This is a genomic window from Pseudomonas sp. NPDC077186 (genome assembly GCF_044543505.1).
In the GTDB taxonomy this organism is placed as follows: Bacteria; Pseudomonadota; Gammaproteobacteria; order Pseudomonadales; family Pseudomonadaceae; genus Aquipseudomonas.
Genome location: NZ_JBITWE010000001.1, coordinates 1,524,626 through 1,545,507, shown reverse-complemented (window position 1 = coordinate 1,545,507; position 20,882 = coordinate 1,524,626). Strand labels below are relative to the sequence as shown.

The window sequence follows — 20,882 nt, the reverse complement described above, 5'->3', positions numbered from 1 at the left end:
CATGCCCAGCGGCAGCCTGCTGATGCTGGTGCTGTTTATCGCGGTGCTGCTGTCCGCCCTGGCGGTGTCCTACAGCGCGCACTGGAACCGTCAGCTGCTCAACGAGCTGTACGGCGAGCTCAGCGTGCGCGACAAGGCGCAGGCCGAGTGGGGCCGACTGATTCTCGAACAGAGCACCTGGACCGCGCACAACCGCATCGAGGCGCTGGCCAGCGAGCGGCTGCAGATGCGCATTCCCGATCCCGCCGAAGTGCGCATGGTGCAGCCATGATCGGCCTCGAAGGCGCGCTCTACCCCTGGCGCTTCCGCCTGGTGCTGGCCCTGCTGGCGCTGATGGTCGGCGCCATCGCCTGGCGCATGCTCGACCTGCAGGTGCTCGACCACGATTTCCTCAAGGCCCATGGCGATGCGCGCAGCGTGCGGCATATCCCGATTCCGGCGCACCGCGGCCTGATCACCGACCGCAACGGCGAGCCGCTGGCGGTGAGCACGCCGGTCACCACCCTGTGGGCCAACGGCAAGGAGCTGCAGCACGGTCGCGAGCGCTGGCCGGCGCTGGCCGCCGCCCTGGGCCAGGAGCCCAAGGCCTTCGCCGAGCGCCTGCAGCAGAACAAGGAACGCGAGTTCATGTACCTGGTGCGCGGCCTGACCCCGGAGAAGGGCCAGAGCGTGCTCGACCTCAAGGTGCCGGGCGTCTACGCCATCGAGGAATTCCGCCGCTTTTATCCGGCCGGCGAAGTGGCGGCCCATGTGGTCGGCTTCACCGATATCGACGATCGCGGCCGCGAAGGCATGGAACTGGCCTACGAAGAGTGGCTGGCCGGCGTGCCGGGCAAGCGCCAGGTGCTCAAGGATCGCCGCGGCAAGCTGATCAAGGACGTCCAGGTCGCGCAGAACGCCAAGGCCGGCAAGGCCTTGGCGTTGTCCATCGACCTGCGCCTGCAGTACCTGGCCCATCGCGAGCTACGCAACGCGCTGCTGGAACACGACGCCAAGGCCGGCAGCCTGGTGATGGTCGACGTCAAGACCGGCGAAGTGCTGGCCATGGTCAACCACCCCACCTACAACCCCAACAACCGGCGCAACCTGACCCCGGCGGCGATGCGCAATCGGGCGATGATCGACGTGTTCGAGCCCGGTTCGACCATCAAGCCGCTGTCGATGGCTGCCGCGCTGGAAACCGGGCGCTGGAAGCCCAGCGATATCGTCCAGGTGGGCAACGGCACGCTGCAGATCGGTCGTTACAACATCCGCGACGTATCCCGCACCCAGGGCCCGGCGCTGGATCTGCCCGGCATCCTGATCAACTCCAGCAACGTCGGCATGAGCAAGATCGCCTTCGACGTCGGCGGCGAGCAGCTCTACCAAGTGTTCAGCAAGCTGGGCTTCGGCCGTGATACCGGCCTGGGTTTCCCCGGCGAGCGCGTCGGCAATCTGCCCAACCACCGCCAGTGGCGCCAGGCGGAGACCGCCACGCTGTCTTACGGCTACGGTCTGTCGGTGACCGCGGTGCAGCTGGCCCACGCCTACGCCGCACTGGGCAACGGCGGCGGCATGGTGCCGCTGTCGATGATCCGCGTGGACGACACGCCTGGCTCGATGCAGGTGGTGCCGCCCGAAGTGGCCAAGACCCTGCAGGGCATGTTGCAACAGGTCATCGAGTCCCCGCGCGGGGCCGTGCGTGCGCAGGTGCCGGGCTACCACGTGGCCGGCAAGAGCGGCACGGCGCGCAAGACCAGTGTCGGCACCAAGGGCTACCAGGCCAATTCCTACCGTTCGCTGTTCGCCGGCTTCGCCCCGGCACAGAACCCGCGCATCGCCATGGTGGTGGTGGTCGACGAGCCCAGCAAGGGCGCCTATTACGGTGGCCTGATCTCCGCACCGGTATTCAGCCGGGTGATGGCCGGTTCGCTGCGCCTGATGAACATCGCGCCGGACAACCTGCCGCCGCCGGAGCAGAAGGTGGCCGCCATGACCCAGGGAGAGCGCAACTGATGCCCATGCCGCTCAATCAATTGCTGCCGGCCGCCGAGAGCGCCGTGCTGATCCGCGAACTGACCCTGGACAGCCGCAAGGTGCGCCCGGGCGACCTGTTCCTCGCCGTGCCCGGCACCCAGCAGGATGGCCGTGTGCATATCGCCGACGCCGTCGCCCGCGGCGCCGCCGCGGTTGCCTTCGAGGCTGAAGGGGCTGCCGCGATGCACGCCGACAGTGCCGTGCTGGTGCCGGTCAAGGGCTTGGCCGACCAGCTCTCGGCCATCGCCGGACGCTTCTATGGCGAGCCGAGCCGCGCCCTGCACCTGATCGGCGTCACCGGCACCAACGGCAAGACCAGCGTCAGCCAGTTGCTGGCCCAGGCGCTGGATCTGCTCGGCCAGCGTTGCGGCATAGTCGGCACCCTGGGCAACGGTTTTCATGGCGCGCTGGAGCAGGGCAAGCACACCACGCCCGACCCGGTCGGGGTGCAGGCGACCCTGGCTTCGCTCAAGCAGACCGGTGCCCGTGCGGTGGCCATGGAGGTGTCGTCCCACGGCCTGGATCAGGGCCGGGTGGCGGCGCTGGAGTTCGACGTGGCCGTGTTCACCAACCTGTCGCGCGACCACCTCGATTACCACGGCGACATGCGGGCCTACGGTGCGGCCAAGGCCAAGCTGTTCGCCTGGCCGGAGCTGCAGTGCCGGGTGATCAACCTGGACGACGCTTTCGGCCGCGAGCTGGCCGGCGAGCCCCACCCATCGCGCCTGATCGGCTACAGCCTGAGCGACGCCGGCGCCTACCTGCATTGCCGCGAGACCCTGTTCGGCGATCACGGCGTGCGCGCCCACCTGGTCACTCCGCGTGGCGAAGGCATGCTGCGCAGCAGCCTGCTCGGCCGTTTCAACCTGAGCAACCTGTTGGCGGTGGTCGGTGCGCTGCTGGGCATGGACTACGGCCTCGACGAGATTCTCAGGGTGCTGCCGCAACTGCAGGGCCCGGCCGGGCGCATGCAGCGCCTCGGTGGCGGCGACCAGCCGCTGGTGGTCGTCGACTACGCGCACACCCCCGATGCCCTGGAAAAGGTCCTCGAGGCCATGCGTCCGCACGTTCAGGGTCGGCTGATCTGCCTGTTCGGCTGCGGCGGCGACCGCGACCGCGGCAAGCGCCCGTTGATGGCCGCAGCGGCCGAGCGCCTGGCCGATGCGGTGTGGGTCACCGACGACAACCCGCGCAGCGAGGACCCGGCGCAGATTCTCGAAGATATCCGCGCCGGCTTTGCCGCGCCGGAGGCGGTGCAGTTCGTTCCGGGGCGCGGCGAGGCCATCGCCCGCCTGGTGGCGCAGGCCGAGGCCGCCGACGTGCTGGTGCTGGCCGGCAAGGGGCATGAGGACTACCAGGAGATCATGGGCGTGCGTCAACCCTTCTCCGATCTGATCGAGGCGAGCAAGGCCCTGGCGGCCTGGGAGGCGGCGCATGCTTAAACCCTGGCTGCTCGGCGAAGTCGCCGGCCCTCTCAACGCCCGCCTGATCGGCGCCGATGCCGCCTTCTCCGCCGTCGGCAGCGACAGCCGCAGCATCGCTCCCGGCCAGCTGTTCGTGGCGCTGACCGGGCCGCGTTTCGATGGCCATGACTACCTGGCGGAGGTCGCCGCCAAGGGCGCGGTTGCCGCGCTGGTCGAGCGTGAAGTGGTGAACGCGCCGCTGCCGCAGTTGCTGGTAGCCAATACCCGCGTGGCCCTTGGCCGGCTCGGCGCGCTCAATCGTCAGGCCTTCACTGGCCCGCTGGCGGCTGTGACCGGTTCCAGCGGCAAGACCAGCGTCAAGGAAATGCTCGCGGCCATCCTGCGCGCCGGCCTGGGCGGTGCGGTGCTGGCCACCCGCGGCAACCTCAACAACGACCTCGGCGCGCCGCTGACCCTGCTCGAACTGGCGCCGGAGCACCGCGCCGGGGTGATCGAGTTGGGCGCCAACCATGTCGGCGAGATCGCCTACACCGTCGGCCTGACCCGGCCGCAGGTGGCGATCATCACCAACGCCGGCAACGCCCACGTCGGTGAGTTCGGCGGCCCGGAGAAGATAGTCGAGGCCAAGGGCGAGATTCTCGAAGGCCTGGCCAGCGACGGCGTGGCCGTGCTCAACCTGGACGACAAGGCCTTCGCCATCTGGCAGCAACGGGCTGCCGGGCGCCGCGTGCTGAGCTTCTCGCTGGTCGATCAGGCCGCCGATTTCCATGCCGCCGAGCTGAGCCGCGACGAGCGCGGCTGCCAGGGCTTCACTCTGCAGGGGGTGGCTGGCAGCGCGCGCATCCAGCTCAACCTGCTCGGCGTGCACAACGTCGCCAACGCCCTGGCCGCCTGCGCCGCCGCCCACGCCCTGGGCCTGCCGTTGGTCGCCATGATTCAGGGCCTGGAAAGCCTGCAACCGGTCAAGGGCCGCGCCGTAGCGCAGTTGACGGCCAATGGCGTGCGGGTGATCGACGACAGCTACAACGCCAACCCGGTGTCGATGTGCGCGGCGGTGGATATACTCGCCGCCTTCTCCGGCCGCACCGTCCTGGTGCTCGGGGATATGGGCGAGTTGGGCGAGTGGGCCGAGCAGGGCCACCGCGATGTCGGCCGCCATGCCGCCGGCAAGGTCGATGCGCTCTATGCCGTGGGGCCGCTGATGCGCTTTGCGGTCGAGGAGTTCGGCTCACAAGGCCGTCATTTCGCCGATCAAGCCAGCCTGATCGCAGCGCTTCGCGCCGAGCAGGCCGGCAGCACACTACTAATCAAGGGTTCACGCAGCGCTGCCATGGACAAGGTCGTGGCGGCGCTCTGTGGCGTATCTGGGGAGAATCACTAAATGCTGCTGCTGCTGGCGGAGTACCTGCAACAGTTCCACAAGGGCTTCGCGGTCTTTCAGTACCTGACCCTGCGCGGCATCCTCGGCGTGCTCACCGCCCTGGCCCTGTCGCTGTGGCTCGGCCCGTGGATGATCCGCACCCTGCAGGTGCGCCAGATCGGTCAGGCCGTGCGCCACGACGGTCCGCAGTCGCACCTGTCGAAGAAGGGCACGCCGACCATGGGCGGTGCGCTGATCCTCACCGCCATCGCCGTCAGCACGCTGCTCTGGGCCGACCTGGCCAACCGCTATGTGTGGGTGGTGCTGGCCGTGACCCTGCTGTTCGGCGCCATCGGCTGGGTCGATGACTACCGCAAGGTGATCGAGAAGAACTCGCGCGGCCTGCCGAGCCGCTGGAAGTACTTCTGGCAGTCGGTGTTCGGCCTGGCCGCGGCGATCTTCCTTTATATGACCGCGCAGAGCCCGGTGGAGACCACCCTGATCCTGCCGCTGCTCAAGGACGTCGCCATTCCCCTGGGCGTCGGCTTCGTGGTGCTGACCTACTTCGTCATCGTCGGCACCAGCAACGCGGTCAACCTGACCGACGGCCTCGACGGCCTGGCCATCCTGCCCACCGTGATGGTGGCCGGCGCGCTGGCGATCTTCTGCTACCTGTCGGGCAACGTGAACTTCGCCGAGTACCTGCTGATCCCCTATGTGCCGGGCGCGGGCGAGCTGATCGTGTTCTGCGCCGCGCTGGTCGGCGCCGGCCTGGGCTTTCTCTGGTTCAACACCTACCCGGCGCAGGTCTTTATGGGCGACGTCGGCGCGCTGGCGCTGGGTGCCGCGCTGGGCACCATCGCCGTGATCGTGCGCCAGGAAGTGGTGCTGTTCATCATGGGCGGGGTGTTCGTCATGGAAACCCTGTCGGTGATCATCCAGGTCGCCAGCTTCAAGCTGACCGGCAAGCGCGTGTTCCGCATGGCGCCGATCCACCACCATTTCGAACTCAAGGGCTGGCCCGAGCCGCGCGTGATCGTCCGCTTCTGGATCATCACCGTGATTCTCGTGCTGGTCGGCCTGGCCACCCTGAAACTGAGGTAACAAGAGTGTCGTTGATCGCTTCCGACCAGTTCCGCATCGTTGTCGGCCTCGGCAAGAGCGGCATGTCCCTGGTGCGCTTCCTGGCGCGCCGGGGTGTGCGCTTTGCCGTGGCCGACACGCGCGCGAACCCGCCGGAGCTGGAGACGCTCAAGCGCGACTACCCGCAGGTTGAAGTGCGTTGCGGCGAGCTGGACGTGGAGTTCCTCTGCCGCGCCTCGGAGCTGTACGTCAGCCCGGGCCTGGCCATCGCCACGCCGGCGCTGGCCGCAGCGGCGGCGCGCGGGGTGAAGCTGTCCGGCGACATCGATCTGTTCGCTCGTCATGCCAAGGCGCCGATCGTTGCCATCACCGGCTCCAACGCCAAGAGCACCGTCACCACCCTGGTCGGCGAGATGGCGGCGGCGGCCGGCAAGCGCGTCGCGGTGGGCGGCAATATCGGCACGCCGGCGCTGGATCTGCTGGCCGACGACGTCGAGTTGTACGTGCTGGAGCTGTCCAGCTTCCAGCTGGAGACTACCGAGCGTCTGGGCGCCGAAGTGGCCACCTGCCTGAACCTCAGCGAAGACCATATGGATCGCTACGACGGTATGGCCCAGTACCACCTGGCCAAGCACCGCATCTTCCGCGGCGCCCGCCAGGTGGTGGTGAACCGTGACGACGCCCTGTCGCGGCCGCTGATCGCCGACCAGGTGCCGTGCTGGAGCTTCGGCCTGGGCAAGCCGGACTTCAAACGCTTCGGCCTGGTCGAGGAGGGTGGGCAGAAACATCTAGCCTTCCAGTTCGAGACCCTGATGGCCACCGCCGAGCTGAAGATTCGTGGCGCGCACAATCAGTCCAACGCCCTGGCCGCCCTGGCCTTGGGCCATGCGGTGGGCCTGCCGTTCGCCGCCATGCTCGATACCCTGCGCCACTTCGCCGGGCTGCCGCATCGCTGCCAGTGGGTGCGCGAGCATCAAGGAGTGAGCTACTACGACGACTCCAAGGCCACCAACGTCGGCGCCGCGTTGGCCGCTATCGAAGGCCTGGGTGCGGATATCGCCGGCAAGCTGGTGCTGATCGCCGGCGGCGACGGCAAGGGCGCCGACTTCTCCGCGCTCAAGGCGCCGGTGGCGCGTTTCTGCCGCGCCGTGGTGCTGCTCGGCCGCGATGCCGAGCGGATCGCCGAGGCCCTGGGCGACGCCGCGCCGCTGGTTCGGGTGAAAACCCTGGACGAAGCCGTGCTGCGCTGCCGCGAGCTGGCCGAGGCCGGCGATGCCGTGCTGCTGTCGCCGGCCTGCGCCAGCCTGGACATGTTCAAGAACTTCGAAGAACGCGGGCGGCTGTTCGCCCAGGCCGTGGAGGGGCTCGTCTGATGCTGGCCTTCCTGCGTCCCTACCCGTCGCCGCTGCTCGGTCGTCGCGGCCTCGACCTGGACTTCCCGCTGCTGGCCGGCTGCCTGGGTCTGCTCGGCCTGGGCCTGGTGATGATCACCTCGGCCTCCTCGGAAGTGGCGGCGGCGCTGTCCGGCAACCCGCTGTACCACATGATTCGCCACCTGATTTACCTGATCATCGGCCTCGGCGCCGCCGGCGTAGTGCTGCTGATCCCCATGAGCTTCTGGCAACGCTATGGCTGGATGCTGCTGCTGGCCGCCTTCGCCCTGCTGGTGCTGGTGCTGGTGCCGGGCATCGGCCGCGAGGTCAACGGCGCGCGGCGCTGGATCGGCTTCGGCGCGTTCAACGTGCAGCCCTCGGAAATCGCCAAGGTGTTCGTGGTGGTCTACCTGGCCGGCTACCTGGTGCGCCGCCAGGAAGAAGTGCGCGAGAGCTGGGCCGGTTTCTTCAAGCCCTTCGTCGTGCTGCTGCCGATGGCCGGCCTGCTGCTGCTGGAGCCGGACTTCGGCGCCACCGTGGTGATGATGGGCGCGGCCATGGCCATGCTGTTCTTGGGCGGCGTCGGCCTGCTGCGCTTCGGTCTGATGGTGGCCCTGGCGGTCGGTGCGGTGTTCGTCCTGGTGCAGACCCAGGAATACCGCCTGCAGCGCCTGATCACCTTCACCGACCCCTGGGCCGACCAGTACGGCGCCGGCTACCAGCTGACCCAGGCGCTGATCGCCTTCGGCCGCGGCGAATGGTTCGGCGTCGGCCTGGGCAACAGCATCCAGAAGCAGTTCTACCTGCCGGAAGCCCATACCGACTTCGTCTTCTCGGTGCTGGCCGAGGAGCTCGGCCTGGTTGGCGCCCTGGCTACCCTGGCGCTGTTCGTCTTCGTCTGCGTGCGCGGCCTGTACATCGGCCTGTGGGCGGAGAAGGCCAAGCAGTTCTTCGCCGCCTACGTGGCCTATGGCCTGTCGTTCCTGTGGATCGGCCAGTTCCTGATCAATATCGGGGTGAACACCGGGCTGCTGCCGACCAAGGGCCTGACCCTGCCGTTCCTCAGCTATGGCGGCAGCTCGCTGGTGATCTGCTGCGTCAGCCTGGCGCTGCTGCTGCGTATCGAGTGGGAGCGGCGCACCGTGCTGGGCAGCGAGGACGTCGAGTTCGACGAGGCGGATTTCGCCGAGCCGAACCAGGAGGTCGTCCATGCGCGGTAACGTGCTGATCATGGCCGGCGGCACCGGCGGCCACGTGTTCCCGGCGCTGGCCTGCGCCCGCGAGTTCCAGGCACGCGGCTATGCCGTGCACTGGCTGGGCACGCCGCGCGGCATCGAGAACGAGCTGGTGCCGCAGGCCGGCCTGCCGCTGCACCTGATCGACGTCAGCGGCCTGCGCGGCAAGGGCAAGCTGTCCCTGCTCAAGGCGCCGTTCCAGCTGCTGCGCTCGCTGTGGCAGGCGCGCCGTATCCTGCGCCAGCTGCAGCCGGTGTGCGTGCTCGGCATGGGCGGCTACGTCACCGGCCCCGGCGGCCTGGCCGCGCGCCTGGCCGGCGTGCCGCTGGTGATCCACGAGCAGAACGCCGTGGCCGGCACCGCCAACCGCCTGCTGTCGCGCATCGCCAACCGCATCTGCGAGGCCTTCCCGAATACCTTCGCCGCGTCCGACAAGCGCCGTACCACCGGCAACCCGGTGCGCGAGGAACTGTTCCTCGAGACCCCGCGCGAACCGCTGGCCGGGCGCAAGCCGCACCTGCTGGTGCTGGGCGGCAGCCTGGGCGCCGAACCGCTGAACAAATTGCTGCCTGCCGCGCTGGAGAAAATCCCTGCCGACGTCCGTCCGCAGGTATTCCACCAGGCCGGCAAGCAACACGCCGAGGTCACCGCGGAGCGTTATCGCAATGCCGCGGTCGAAGCCGAGGTCGCGCCCTTTATCAAGGATATGGCCCGTGCCTACGGCTGGGCCGATCTGGTGATCTGCCGCGCCGGTGCGCTGACCGTCAGCGAACTGGCCGCCGCCGGTCTGCCGTCGTTTCTCGTGCCCTTGCCGCACGCCATCGACGACCACCAGAGCCGCAACGCCGAATACCTGGCGAAGGAGGGCGCGGCCGTCCTTCTTCCGCAACACGCCACTGACGCGGCCACGCTCGCCGCGCAGCTCACCGAGGTTCTGATGCAGCTGGAAAAACTCACCGCCATGGGCGCCACCGCGCGTCGCCTGGCCAAGCCCGATGCCACCCGCGCGGTGGTCGATATCTGCCAGGAGGTGGCCCATGGCTAAGTCGCCCGCAGCCGTGAAGGCCGAAGTGCGGCGCATGCGCCGTATCCGCCGCATCCATTTCGTCGGTATCGGCGGCGCCGGCATGTGCGGCATCGCCGAGGTGCTGCTCAACCTGGGCTACGAAGTGTCCGGCTCCGACCTCAAGGCCTCGGCGGTGACCGAGCGCCTGGAAAATTTCGGCGCCAAGATCTTTATCGGTCATGCCGCGGAGAACGCCGAGCAGGCCGACGTGCTGGTGGTGTCCAGCGCCGTCAACACCCGTAACCCGGAAGTCGCCACCGCCCTGGAGCGGCGCATTCCGGTGGTGCCGCGCGCCGAGATGCTCGCCGAGCTGATGCGCTACCGCCACGGCATCGCGGTGGCCGGCACCCACGGCAAGACCACCACCACCAGCCTGCTGGCCTCGGTATTCGCCGCCGGCGGCCTGGACCCGACCTTTGTCATCGGCGGCCGCCTCAACGCCGCCGGCACCAACGCCCAGCTCGGCTCCAGCCGTTTCCTGATCGCCGAGGCCGACGAGAGCGACGCCAGCTTCCTGCACCTGCAGCCGATGGTCTCGGTGGTCACCAATATCGACGCCGACCATATGAGCACCTATGGCGGCGACTTCAATGTGCTGAAGAAGACCTTCATCGAGTTCCTCCACAACCTGCCGTTCTACGGCCTGGCCGTGCTCTGCGTGGACGATCCGGTGGTGCGCGAGCTGCTGCCGCAGGTCGGCCGGCCGACCGTGACCTACGGTTTCGCCGAGGACGCCGATGTGCGCGCGATCAACGTGCGTCAGCAAGGCATGCGCACCCACTTCACCGTGCTGCGCCCGGACTGCGCGCCGCTCGACGTGTCGGTCAACATGCCCGGCAATCACAACGTGCTCAATGCCCTGGCGACCATCGCCATCGCCACCGACGAGGGCATCGACGATGCCGCCATAGTCGCCGGCCTGTCGGGTTTCCAGGGCGTCGGTCGACGCTTCCAGGTCTACGGCGAGCTGCCGGTGGACGGCGGCAGCGTAATGCTGGTCGACGACTACGGCCACCACCCGCGCGAAGTGGCCGCGGTGATCAAGGCCGTGCGCGGCGGCTGGCCGGAGCGGCGCCTGGTGATGGTCTATCAGCCGCACCGCTACAGCCGTACCCGCGACCTGTACGACGACTTCGTCCAGGTGCTCGGCGAGGCCAACGTGTTGCTGCTGGTGGAGGTCTACCCGGCCGGCGAGGAGCCGATCCCCGGCGCCGACAGCCGCCAGCTGTGCCACAGCATCCGCCAGCGCGGCCAGCTCGACCCGATCTACGTCGAGCGCGGCACCGACCTGGCGCCGCTGCTCAAACCGCTGTTGCGTGCCGGCGACATCCTGCTGTGCCAGGGCGCCGGCGATATCGGCGCGGTGGCGCCGCAACTGATCAAGCACCCGCTGTTCGTGGGGGAGGCGCAATGAGTTTGCACACTAGCCTCGATCCCAAGGCTTTCGGCCGCGTCGCCGTGCTGTTCGGCGGCAAGAGCGCCGAGCGCGAGGTGTCGCTGAAATCCGGCAACGCCGTGCTCGGTGCCCTGCAGGCTGGCGGGGTGGACGCCTTCGGCATCGACGTGGGCGACGACTTCCTGGCTCGCCTGAGTGCCGAGAAGATCGACCGCGCCTTTATCGTGCTGCACGGTCGCGGCGGCGAGGACGGCTCCATGCAGGGCCTGCTCGAGTGCGCCGGCATCCCCTACACCGGCAGCGGCATCCTTGCCTCCGCCCTGGCGATGGACAAGCTGCGCACCAAGCAGGTCTGGCACAGCCTCGGCCTGCCGACGCCGCGCCATGCCGTGCTGAGCTCGCAGGCCGACTGCGAGGCGGCCGCCGCCGAGCTGGGCTTCCCGTTGATCGTCAAGCCGGCCCATGAAGGGTCCAGTATCGGCATGGCCAAGGTCGACAGCGTCGAGGCGCTGATCGCGGCCTGGCAGGACGCCGCCCGTTACGACAGCCAGGTGCTGGTCGAGCAGTGGATCGCCGGTCCGGAATTCACCATCGCCGTGCTGCGCGGCCAGGTGCTGCCGCCGATCGGCCTGGGCACCCCGCACAGCTTCTACGACTACGACGCCAAGTACCTGGCCGATGACACCCAGTACCGCATTCCCTGCGGCCTCTCGGCCGAGAAAGAGGCGGAACTGAAAGAGCTGACCGCGCGTGCCTGCGAGGCCGTGGGCACCCAGGGCTGGGCGCGCGCCGACGTGATGCAGGATGCCAGCGGCCAGTTCTGGCTGCTGGAAGTGAACACCGTACCGGGCATGACCGATCACAGCCTGGTGCCGATGGCCGCGCGCGCCGCCGGCCTGGATTTCCAGCAGTTGGTGCTGGCGATCCTGGCCGACAGCGTCGAGGCGAGGGGCTAAGCCATGGTCACGGCCGTGCGTCACCAGGACTCGCTGAGGGCGCCGCTGCGCGGCAAGCCCGCGCCGCGTGGCGCCAGCCGTCTGGTGGCCAAGGAGCCGGTGCGCCTGCGCCTGCCCAAGGCGGATTTTTCCTGGGTGGGGCGCCTGGCCTGGCCGCTGCTGCTGGTGGGCCTGGGCTTCGGCGCCTACGAGGGCGCGTTGCGTCTGCTGCCCTATGCCGACCGGCCCATCGCCAAGGTCAGCGTGCAGGGCGATCTGGCTTATGTCAGCCAGCAGGCGGTGCAGCGGCGCATCGCGCCCTATATCGAGGCCAGCTTCTTCAGCGTCGATTTGCGCGGCATGCGCGAAGAGCTGGAGCAGATGCCCTGGATCGCCCACGCCGAGGTGCGCCGGGTGTGGCCGGACCAGGTCGACGTGCGCCTGGAGGAACAACTGCCGATCGCCCGCTGGGGCGACGAGGCGCTGCTCAACAACCAGGGCCAGGCGTTCGCCCCGCAGGAGCTGAACCACTATCAGCACCTGCCGCAGCTGTCCGGCCCCAAGCGCGCGCAGCCCAGGGTGATGCAGCAGTACCAGATGCTCAGCCAGCTGCTACGGCCGCTGGGTTTTACCGTGGTCGGCCTGCAATTGCGCGAGCGCGGCAGCTGGTTCCTCTCGGCCACCGAGAACGCCAGCGGCCAGCGCATCGAGCTGCTGCTGGGGCGCGATCACGTGGTGGAAAAAATGCGTCGGTTCGCCGCCATCTATCAGCGGGAACTGATCGATCAGAGCGCGAACATCGCGCGCATCGACTTGCGTTACGCCAACGGCCTGGCCGTGGCCTGGCGCGAGCCGGTGGAGCCGGCCGCGGCCGAGCAGAAAGTGAATTGAGGAGAGGCAGCACAATGAATAGCGCGCAGAGCGGCAAGATGATCGTCGGCCTGGACATCGGCACCTCCAAGGTGGTGGCGCTGGTGGGCGAGGTGACGGCCGACGGCCAGCTGGAAATCGTCGGCATCGGCACGCATCCGTCGCGCGGCCTGAAGAAAGGCGTGGTGGTCAATATCGAGTCCACCGTGGCCTCGATCCAGCGCGCGGTGGAAGAGGCGCAGCTGATGGCCGGCTGCCGCATCCACTCGGCCTTCGTCGGCGTGGCCGGCAACCATATCCGCAGCCTGAACAGCCACGGCATCGTCGCCATCCGCGACCGCGAAGTGAGCCCGGCCGATATCGAGCGGGTGCTCGACGCCGCCCAGGCGGTGGCCATTCCGGCGGACCAGCGGGTGCTGCACACCCTGGCGCAGGATTACGTGATCGACAACCAGGAAGGCGTGCGCGAGCCGTTGGGCATGTCCGGCGTGCGCCTGGAGGCCAAGGTGCACGTGGTCACCTGTGCGGTCAACGCCTCGCAGAATATCGAGAAATGCGTGCGCCGCTGCGGCCTGGAAGTCGACGACATCATCCTCGAACAGCTGGCCTCGGCTTATTCGGTACTGACCGAGGACGAGAAGGAGCTGGGCGTGTGCCTGGTCGACATCGGCGGCGGCACCACCGATATCGCCATCTTCACCGAGGGGGCGATTCGCCACACCGCGGTGATCCCGATTGCCGGCGACCAGGTCACCAACGACATCGCCATGGCCCTGCGCACCCCGACCCAGTACGCCGAGGAAATCAAGATCCGCTACGCCTGCGCTCTGGCCAAGCTGGCCGGCGCCGGCGAGACCATCAAGGTGCCCAGCGTCGGCGACCGGCCGCCGCGCGACCTGTCGCGCCAGTCCCTGGCCGAGGTGGTCGAGCCGCGCTACGACGAGCTGTTCACCCTGATCCAGGCCGAGCTGCGCCGCAGCGGCTACGAAGACCTGATTCCCGCCGGCATCGTCATGACCGGCGGCACGGCGAAGATGGAAGGCGCGGTCGAGTTGGCCGAGGAAATCTTCCACATGCCCGTGCGTCTCGGTGTGCCGCACAGCGTCAAGGGCATGGCCGACGTGGTGCGCAACCCGATTTATTCCACCGGCGTGGGGCTGCTGATGTACGGGCTGCAGAAGCAGAACGACGGCGTTTCCATGTCGGTGGGCAGTCCTTATCAGGACGAAAACAAGACCCCGGTACTCGAGCGCCTCAAGCGCTGGGTGCAAGGCAATTTCTGAATTTGCAGTAGGCGTTACAACTAGAAAGGAAGGAGAGGGATCATGTTCGAACTAGTAGATAACATTCCGCAAAGCGCGGTCATCAAGGTCATCGGCGTCGGTGGCGGCGGCGGCAACGCGGTCAATCACATGGCCGTGAGCAACATCGAGGGCGTCGAGTTCATCTGCGCCAACACCGATGCGCAGGCGCTGAAGAACATCGGTGCGCGCACCGTGCTGCAGCTCGGCCCGGGCGTGACCAAGGGGCTGGGCGCCGGCGCCAATCCGGAAGTCGGTCGTCAGGCCGCGCTGGAAGATCGCGAGCGCATCGCCGAAGTGCTGCAAGGCACTGACATGGTGTTCATCACCACCGGCATGGGCGGTGGCACCGGTACCGGCGCCGCGCCGGTGATCGCCGAGGTGGCCAAGGAGCTGGGCATCCTCACCGTCGCCGTGGTCACCCGTCCGTTCCCCTTCGAGGGCAAGAAGCGCATGCTGATCGCCGACGAAGGCATCCGTGCGCTGGCCGAGAGCGTCGACTCGCTGATCACCATCCCCAACGAGAAGCTGCTGACCATCCTCGGCAAGGACGCCAGCCTCTTGTCCGCCTTCGCCAAGGCCGACGACGTGCTGGCCGGCGCCGTGCGCGGCATCTCCGACATCATCAAGCGTCCGGGCATGATCAACGTCGACTTCGCCGACGTGAAGACGGTGATGAGCGAAATGGGCATGGCGATGATGGGCACCGGCTGCGCCAGCGGTCCGAACCGCGCCCGCGAGGCCACCGAGGCGGCGATCCGCAACCCGCTGCTGGAAGACGTCAACCTGCAGGGCGCGCGCGGCATCCTGGTAAACATCACCGCCGGCCCGGACCTGTCGCTGGGCGAGTACTCCGACGTGGGTAACATCATCGAGCAGTTCGCTTCCGACCAGGCCACCGTCAAGGTCGGCACCGTGATCGACGCCGACATGCGCGACGAGCTGCACGTCACCGTGGTCGCCACCGGCCTCGGCGCGCGCATGGAAAAGCCGGTCAAGGTGGTCGACAACACAGTGCAGGTCGCCGTCAGCCAGCCGGTTGCCCAGCAGCCCGCCGCGCAGCCGCGCAGCGAGCAGTCGGTCAACTACAAGGACTACGAGCGTCCCACCGTGCAGCGCCAGAGCCACGGCGGCGCGGCCACCGCGGCCAAGCTCAATACCCAGGACGATCTCGATTACCTGGATATTCCGGCGTTCCTGCGTCGTCAGGCTGATTGATGGAATGTATCAGGAGTATAAGGGTGATTGGTGTTCAGCAAAGGCCGGTTCTGCTATCATCCCCGGCCATTGTTGAAAACAGTTCGCAACTAGCGATATAGCGGCCAAAGCCATGATCAGACAACGCACCCTGAAGAACATCATCCGTGCTACCGGCGTCGGCCTGCACTCGGGGGAAAAGGTTTACCTGACCCTGAAGCCGGCTCCGGTGGACAGCGGCATCGTGTTCCGTCGTACCGACCTCGACCCCGTGGTGGAAATCCGCGCGCTGGCCGGGAACGTCGGTGAAACCACCATGTCGACCACGCTGGTCAATGGTGATGTCAAGGTGGATACGGTAGAGCACCTGCTTTCGGCCATGGCAGGCCTGGGCATCGATAACGCCTACGTCGAGCTCTCCGCGTCCGAAGTGCCGATCATGGATGGCAGCGCCGGTCCCTTTGTATTCCTGATTCAATCCGCCGGCCTGCAGGAGCAGGACGCGCCGAAGAAGTTCATCCGCATCCTGCGCGAAGTCACGGTGGAGGAGGGCGACAAGCGCGCCACCTTCGTGCCCTTCGACGGTTTCAAGGTGAGCTTCGAGATCGATTTCGATCACCCCGTGTTCCGCAATCGCACGCAGAGCGCCAGTGTGGATTTCTCCAGCACCTCCTTCGTCAAGGAAGTCAGCCGGGCCCGCACCTTCGGTTTCATGCGTGACATCGAGTTCCTCCGTTCGCAGAACCTGGCACTCGGCGGCAGCGTGGAGAACGCCATCGTGGTCGACGAGTACCGCGTGCTCAACGAAGACGGCCTGCGTTACGAGGACGAGTTCGTCAAGCACAAGATTCTCGACGCCATCGGCGACCTGTACCTGCTGGGCAACAGCCTGATCGGCGAGTTCAGGGGCTTCAAGTCGGGGCACGCGCTGAACAATCGCCTGCTGCGCACCCTGATCGAGCAGACCGATGCCTGGGAAATGGTGACCTTCGAGGACGCCAAGCTCGCGCCGATCTCCTACATGCGCCCGGTTGCAGCGGTGTAGTTCGACCTCTCTTTCTCGCGTCAAAATTAGTGGCCACCCCAGGGTGGCCTCTTTTTTGCCTGGCTCTTTCGACGAGCGGTCTTGGGCGCTTATTCGGCGTCCTTGGTATGGCTGGCCAGGCGCTCGAGAGCCGCGCGCAGCCTGGGATCGCGGATACCTTCGGCGCCGGCCTGGATGCTCTGTGCGGCGCTGGCGGAGAGGTGAATTGTGCGACCGGACGCACGACTCGCGCCGCTTTGCGGTTGCACCTTGAACAGGATTTTCGTTAAGGTCGCGAACTCTTCCAACGCTTGCAGCTGCCTGTGCAGCCTGCGCTGCTGATAGCGCAAGCGTGTTGCCCAGTGGCCATCGGTCACGATCAACAACAAACAGCCGTCGCGCCAGGAGGCCACATGACAGTGCTCCCGGGCGGCTGGTTGCAGCTGGCTTTCGACCAGACGCTGCAGATGGGCCAGGCGTTGCGCCTGGCCGAACAGCGCTTTCAGGGGCTTGGCTTCGCGTAACAGCGCAGCGGGTGCCTGGGCCGGCAAGGGACGGAACGTCATGGCAGGAGGCCTTAGTATTGCAGAGCCGTCATGGTAGCAGAGCCTGCTGCCAGCCTGGGTTCTGCCAGAAGGGGATGCCATGCATATTATCCTGCTCAATGGCCGGCACGGTTCGGCGCGAACGATCAATCTCGACCTGCGCTGGCTGCTGCTGGCCTTGTTCCTCCTGCTCAGCCTGAGCCTCGGCGCCGGCGCCGCCCTCGGCGCCAAGTGGCTGATCGCCGAACCCATCGCCGACAGCCAGCTGGCCGAAGCCCTCGACCAGCAGCGCGAGCAGGTCGGCGCGGTACGCCTGGACGCCCAGCGCCAGCTGGATGCCTTCGCCGCTCACGTCGCCGAACTGCAGGCGCGCCTGACCCGTCTCGATGCCCTCGGCGAGCGCCTGACCGAACTGGCCGAGCTGGACGCCAGCGAATTCGATTTCTCCCTCGACGTCGGCCAGGGCGGTGCCGAGGATGCCTTCGGCGCCTCGGCCTATGCGCCGCCGCCGTTCATGACCGCGCTGGACGAGCTGGCGCTGCGCGTCGACAGCCGCGAGCAGCAGCTGGAAGTGCTCGAGCAACTGCTCGGCGAGCGCCGTCTCAGCGAGGCCGAGTTCCTCTCCGGGCGGCCGGTGCTGCAGGGCTATATGTCCTCGCCGTTCGGCCGTCGGGTGCACCCGCTGACCGGGCGTTCGAGCATGCACAAGGGCGTCGACTTCGCTGCCAAGCCCGGCAGCGACGTGGTGGCGGTGGCCGCCGGGGTGGTGACCTTCTCCGGCAAGAAGAGCGGCTACGGCAATGTGGTGGAAATCAGCCACGCCGATGGCTACGTCACCCTCTATGCGCACAACCAGAGCAACAGCGTGCAGATCGGCGACCTGGTGCAGCGTGGCCAGACCATCGCCAAGGTCGGCCGCACCGGCCGCTCCACCGGCTACCACGTGCATTTTGAAGTCAGTAAGGATGGCCGCCAGGTCAATCCCGCGCTGTATATCGCCCGCGCCAGCGGCGTCGAGTGAGTTGCGTCTGAAAGGGGCGGCAACCGCCGTCGCTTGAATTCCTCGCATTCGCCCCAACCTATTGGCCCATGCCGCGCCGCCGCGCTTGTCCGGGGCGTGCGCGGCCTGCGCCATCACGCGGTAGCAATGGGCAGACAACGTCACTTTCCTCCCCGGCTTTTCCGGGTAGAATGCCCCCTTCGCCCGCAGCCACACTGGCTGCCAGGTCGCGATTTGCGCCGACCTCCATCCATTCGCCGGAAGATCCTGTCGATATGTTTGCGCCTCTGTTGAAAAAACTTTTCGGAAGCAAGAATGAGCGTGAAGTCAAACGCATGCTCAAGGCGGTGCAATCCGTCAACGCCCTCGAAGAGCAGATGATCGCCCTCTCGGACGAGCAGCTGCGCGGCAAGACCGAAGAGTTCAAGGCCCGCCTGGGTCAGGGCGAAACCCTCGATCAGTTGCTTCCCGAAGCCTTCGCCGTGGCCCGCGAGGCCGGCAAGCGGGTGATGGGCATGCGTCACTTCGATGTGCAGCTGATCGGCGGCATGACCCTGCACGAAGGCAAGATCGCCGAGATGCGCACCGGCGAGGGCAAGACCCTGGTGGGCACCCTGGCGGTGTACCTCAACGCGCTGTCCGGCAAGGGCACCCACGTGGTCACGGTCAACGAATACCTGGCCCGCCGCGACGCCAACTGGATGCGGCCGCTGTACGAGTTCCTCGGCCTGTCGGTGGGCATCGTCACCCCCTTCCAGCCGCCGGAAGAGAAGCGCGCCGCCTACGCCGCCGACATCACCTACGGCACCAACAACGAATTCGGTTTCGACTACCTGCGCGACAACATGGCCTTCAGCCTGGAGGACAAGTTCCAGCGCGAGCTGAACTTCGCCGTGATCGACGAAGTCGACTCCATCCTCATCGACGAGGCGCGTACCCCGCTGATCATCTCCGGTCAGGCCGAGGACAGCTCCAAGCTGTACATCGAGATCAACAAGCTGATCCCGCGCCTCAAGCAGCACATCGAGGAAGAGGAAGGCGTGGTCACCCAGGAAGGCCACTACAAGGTCGACGAGAAGTCGCGCCAGGTCGAACTCAACGAGCAGGGCCACCAGTACGTCGAGGAAATGCTCACCGACGCCGGCCTGCTGGCCGAGGGCGAGAGCCTCTATTCGGCGCACAACCTGGGCCTGTTGACCCACGTCTACGCCGGCCTGCGTGCACATACCCTGTTCCACCGCAACATCGAATACATAGTGCAGAACGGCCAGGTGATCCTGATCGACGAGCACACCGGCCGCACCATGCCCGGCCGCCGCCTGTCCGAAGGTCTGCACCAGGCCATCGAGGCCAAGGAGGGGGTGAACATCCAGGCCGAGAGCCAGACCCTGGCCTCGACCACCTTCCAGAACTACTTCCGCCTGTACAACAAGCTGTCCGGCATGACCGGTACCGCCGACACCGAGGCCTTCGAGTTCCGTCAGATCTACGGTCTCGACGTGGTGGTGATCCCCACCAACAAGGCCGTCGCCCGTAAGGACTTCAACGACCTGGTCTACCTGACCCAGGAGGAGAAGTACCAGGCGATCATCGCCGACATCAAGGAATGCCAGGCCCTGGGCCGGCCGATCCTGGTCGGCACCGCGTCGATCGAGGCGTCCGAGTACGTCAGCCAGCTGCTGAACAAGGAAAAGATCGAGCACAAGGTGCTCAACGCCAAGTACCACGACAAGGAAGCCGAGATCATCGCCCAGGCCGGGCGTCCCGGTGCGGTGACCATCGCCACCAACATGGCCGGTCGCGGTACCGACATCCTCCTCGGCGGTAACTGGGAGGTAGAAGTCGCCGCCCTGGAGAGCCCCTCCGACGAACAGATCGCGCAGATCAAGGCCGAGTGGCAGAAGCGCCACCAGCAGGTGATCGAGGCCGGCGGCCTGCATGTGATCGCCTCCGAGCGTCACGAGTCGCGGCGTATCGACAACCAGCTGCGCGGCCGTGCCGGTCGCCAGGGCGACCCGGGTTCCAGCCGCTTCTACCTGTCGCTGGAAGACAACCTGATGCGCATCTTCGCCTCGGACCGGGTGAAGAACTTCATGAAGGCCCTCGGCATGCAGTCCGGCGAGGCCATCGAGCACCGCATGGTCACCAACGCCATCGAGAAGGCCCAGCGCAAAGTGGAAGGGCGCAACTTCGACATGCGCAAGCAGCTGCTCGAGTTCGACGACGTGGCCAACGAGCAGCGCAAGGTGATCTACCACATGCGCAACAGCCTGCTGGCCGCGGAAAGCGTCGGCGAGACCATCGCCGAGTTCCGCGAGGAAGTGCTGAGCGCCGCGATCAACGGCCACATCCCGCCGCAGTCGATGCCCGAGCAGTGGGATGTCGCCGGCCTGGAGGCCACCCTGCAGAGCGACTTCGGCCTCAAGCTGCCGATTCAGCAGTGGCTCGACGAGGACGACAAGCTGTACGAGGAGACCCTGCGCGAGCGCATCCTCGCCGAGCTGCTGGCCGCCTACAACGAGAAGGAAACCCAGGCCAGCGCCGAGGCCCTGCGCACTTTCGAGAAGCAGATCCTGCTGCGCGTGCTGGACGACCTGTGGAAGGACCACCTGTCGACCATGGATCACCTGCGCCACGGCATCCACCTGCGCGGCTACGCGCAGAAGAACCCCAAGCAGGAATACAAGCGCGAGTCGTTCGCCCTGTTCCAGGACCTGCTGGAGTCGATCAAGCGCGACACCATCCGCGTGCTCTGCCATGTGCAGGTGCGCCGCGAAGACCCGGCCGAGGAAGAGGCGCGCCTGCGTCGCGAGGCCGAGGCCCTGGCCGAGCGCATGCAGTTCCAGCACGCCGAAGCCTCCGCCCTGGCCCAGCCGGAGGCGCTCGGCGAGGACGGCGACGTCGCCGTGGCCGCCGCGCCGGTGCGCGCCGAGCCCAAGGTCGGCCGCAACGAGCCCTGCCCCTGCGGCTCGGGCAAGAAGTACAAGCACTGCCACGGTCAGATCGGCTGACCGCTGGCCCGCAAGGGCCGCTTGCAGTAGAGGGCGCTTCGGCTAT

17 protein-coding genes are annotated in these 20,882 nt (G+C 67.2%); 16 read left to right on the top strand and 1 reads right to left on the bottom strand.

Features of this window, described 5'->3' with window-relative positions; genetic code table 11:
* Position 1: 1 nt before the first annotated feature.
* The 14 genes from ftsL to lpxC all read left to right on the top strand — a co-directional run bounded on the left by ftsL (position 2) and on the right by lpxC (position 16,301).
* Complete coding sequence (gene ftsL, locus ACIGKL_RS07305) at positions 2 to 271, top strand: cell division protein FtsL (RefSeq protein ID WP_031303043.1); 270 nt, start codon at positions 2 to 4, stop codon at positions 269 to 271.
* On the top strand, positions 268 to 1,995 hold the full coding sequence (locus ACIGKL_RS07300; RefSeq protein ID WP_397486008.1) for a peptidoglycan D,D-transpeptidase FtsI family protein: 1,728 nt from the start codon (positions 268 to 270) through the stop codon (positions 1,993 to 1,995). The genes ftsL and ACIGKL_RS07300 overlap by 4 nt, the downstream gene beginning before the upstream one ends.
* The gene (locus ACIGKL_RS07295; protein ID WP_397486007.1) at positions 1,995 to 3,458 is read left to right on the top strand and encodes a UDP-N-acetylmuramoyl-L-alanyl-D-glutamate--2,6-diaminopimelate ligase; all 1,464 of its coding nucleotides are present in this window, start codon (positions 1,995 to 1,997) and stop codon (positions 3,456 to 3,458) included. The genes ACIGKL_RS07300 and ACIGKL_RS07295 overlap by 1 nt, the downstream gene beginning before the upstream one ends.
* Positions 3,451 to 4,821, top strand: coding sequence for a UDP-N-acetylmuramoyl-tripeptide--D-alanyl-D-alanine ligase (gene murF, locus ACIGKL_RS07290; RefSeq protein ID WP_397486006.1), 1,371 nt, complete (start codon positions 3,451 to 3,453; stop codon positions 4,819 to 4,821). Before ACIGKL_RS07295 ends, murF begins: the two co-directional genes overlap by 8 nt.
* Positions 4,822 to 5,904, top strand: a complete 1,083-nt coding sequence (gene mraY, locus ACIGKL_RS07285; RefSeq protein ID WP_397486005.1) for a phospho-N-acetylmuramoyl-pentapeptide-transferase — start codon at positions 4,822 to 4,824, stop codon at positions 5,902 to 5,904.
* A 5-nt stretch (positions 5,905 to 5,909) separates the two neighbouring features.
* Positions 5,910 to 7,256: a UDP-N-acetylmuramoyl-L-alanine--D-glutamate ligase gene (gene murD / locus ACIGKL_RS07280; RefSeq protein WP_397486004.1), complete on the top strand. Its 1,347-nt coding sequence runs from the start codon at positions 5,910 to 5,912 to the stop codon at positions 7,254 to 7,256.
* Entirely contained in the window at positions 7,256 to 8,476 is a 1,221-nt protein-coding gene (gene ftsW / locus ACIGKL_RS07275) for a putative lipid II flippase FtsW (protein WP_397486003.1), read from the top strand. Before murD ends, ftsW begins: the two co-directional genes overlap by 1 nt.
* Positions 8,466 to 9,536 (top strand): undecaprenyldiphospho-muramoylpentapeptide beta-N-acetylglucosaminyltransferase, encoded by a 1,071-nt coding sequence (gene murG, locus ACIGKL_RS07270; protein ID WP_397486002.1) that lies wholly within the window; start codon positions 8,466 to 8,468, stop codon positions 9,534 to 9,536. Before ftsW ends, murG begins: the two co-directional genes overlap by 11 nt.
* Positions 9,529 to 10,971: a UDP-N-acetylmuramate--L-alanine ligase gene (murC, locus tag ACIGKL_RS07265; RefSeq protein ID WP_397486001.1), complete on the top strand. Its 1,443-nt coding sequence runs from the start codon at positions 9,529 to 9,531 to the stop codon at positions 10,969 to 10,971. The genes murG and murC overlap by 8 nt, the downstream gene beginning before the upstream one ends.
* The gene (locus ACIGKL_RS07260) at positions 10,968 to 11,909 is read left to right on the top strand and encodes a D-alanine--D-alanine ligase (protein WP_397486000.1); all 942 of its coding nucleotides are present in this window, start codon (positions 10,968 to 10,970) and stop codon (positions 11,907 to 11,909) included. Before murC ends, ACIGKL_RS07260 begins: the two co-directional genes overlap by 4 nt.
* A gap of 3 nt (positions 11,910 to 11,912) precedes the next feature.
* Positions 11,913 to 12,779, top strand: a complete 867-nt coding sequence (locus ACIGKL_RS07255) for a cell division protein FtsQ/DivIB (RefSeq protein WP_397485999.1) — start codon at positions 11,913 to 11,915, stop codon at positions 12,777 to 12,779.
* 14 nt (positions 12,780 to 12,793) lie between these two features.
* Positions 12,794 to 14,041: a cell division protein FtsA gene (gene ftsA, locus ACIGKL_RS07250; RefSeq protein WP_021442019.1), complete on the top strand. Its 1,248-nt coding sequence runs from the start codon at positions 12,794 to 12,796 to the stop codon at positions 14,039 to 14,041.
* A gap of 42 nt (positions 14,042 to 14,083) precedes the next feature.
* Positions 14,084 to 15,277, top strand: a complete 1,194-nt coding sequence (gene ftsZ / locus ACIGKL_RS07245) for a cell division protein FtsZ (RefSeq protein WP_397485998.1) — start codon at positions 14,084 to 14,086, stop codon at positions 15,275 to 15,277.
* Between the two features lie 112 nt (positions 15,278 to 15,389).
* Positions 15,390 to 16,301 (top strand): UDP-3-O-acyl-N-acetylglucosamine deacetylase, encoded by a 912-nt coding sequence (lpxC, locus tag ACIGKL_RS07240; protein WP_021442017.1) that lies wholly within the window; start codon positions 15,390 to 15,392, stop codon positions 16,299 to 16,301.
* Between the two features lie 89 nt (positions 16,302 to 16,390).
* Here the strand turns inward: lpxC and ACIGKL_RS07235 are convergent, their stop codons facing one another.
* The gene (locus ACIGKL_RS07235) at positions 16,391 to 16,846 is read right to left on the bottom strand and encodes a DUF721 domain-containing protein (RefSeq protein ID WP_397485997.1); all 456 of its coding nucleotides are present in this window, start codon (positions 16,844 to 16,846) and stop codon (positions 16,391 to 16,393) included.
* 79 nt (positions 16,847 to 16,925) lie between these two features.
* On the opposite strand from ACIGKL_RS07235, the gene ACIGKL_RS07230 reads away from it, so the two are divergent.
* Together ACIGKL_RS07230 and secA are read left to right on the top strand one after the other, a co-directional pair.
* Complete coding sequence (locus tag ACIGKL_RS07230; RefSeq protein ID WP_397485996.1) at positions 16,926 to 17,846, top strand: M23 family metallopeptidase; 921 nt, start codon at positions 16,926 to 16,928, stop codon at positions 17,844 to 17,846.
* A 254-nt stretch (positions 17,847 to 18,100) separates the two neighbouring features.
* Entirely contained in the window at positions 18,101 to 20,836 is a 2,736-nt protein-coding gene (gene secA / locus ACIGKL_RS07225; protein WP_397485995.1) for a preprotein translocase subunit SecA, read from the top strand.
* Positions 20,837 to 20,882: the final 46 nt, after the last annotated feature.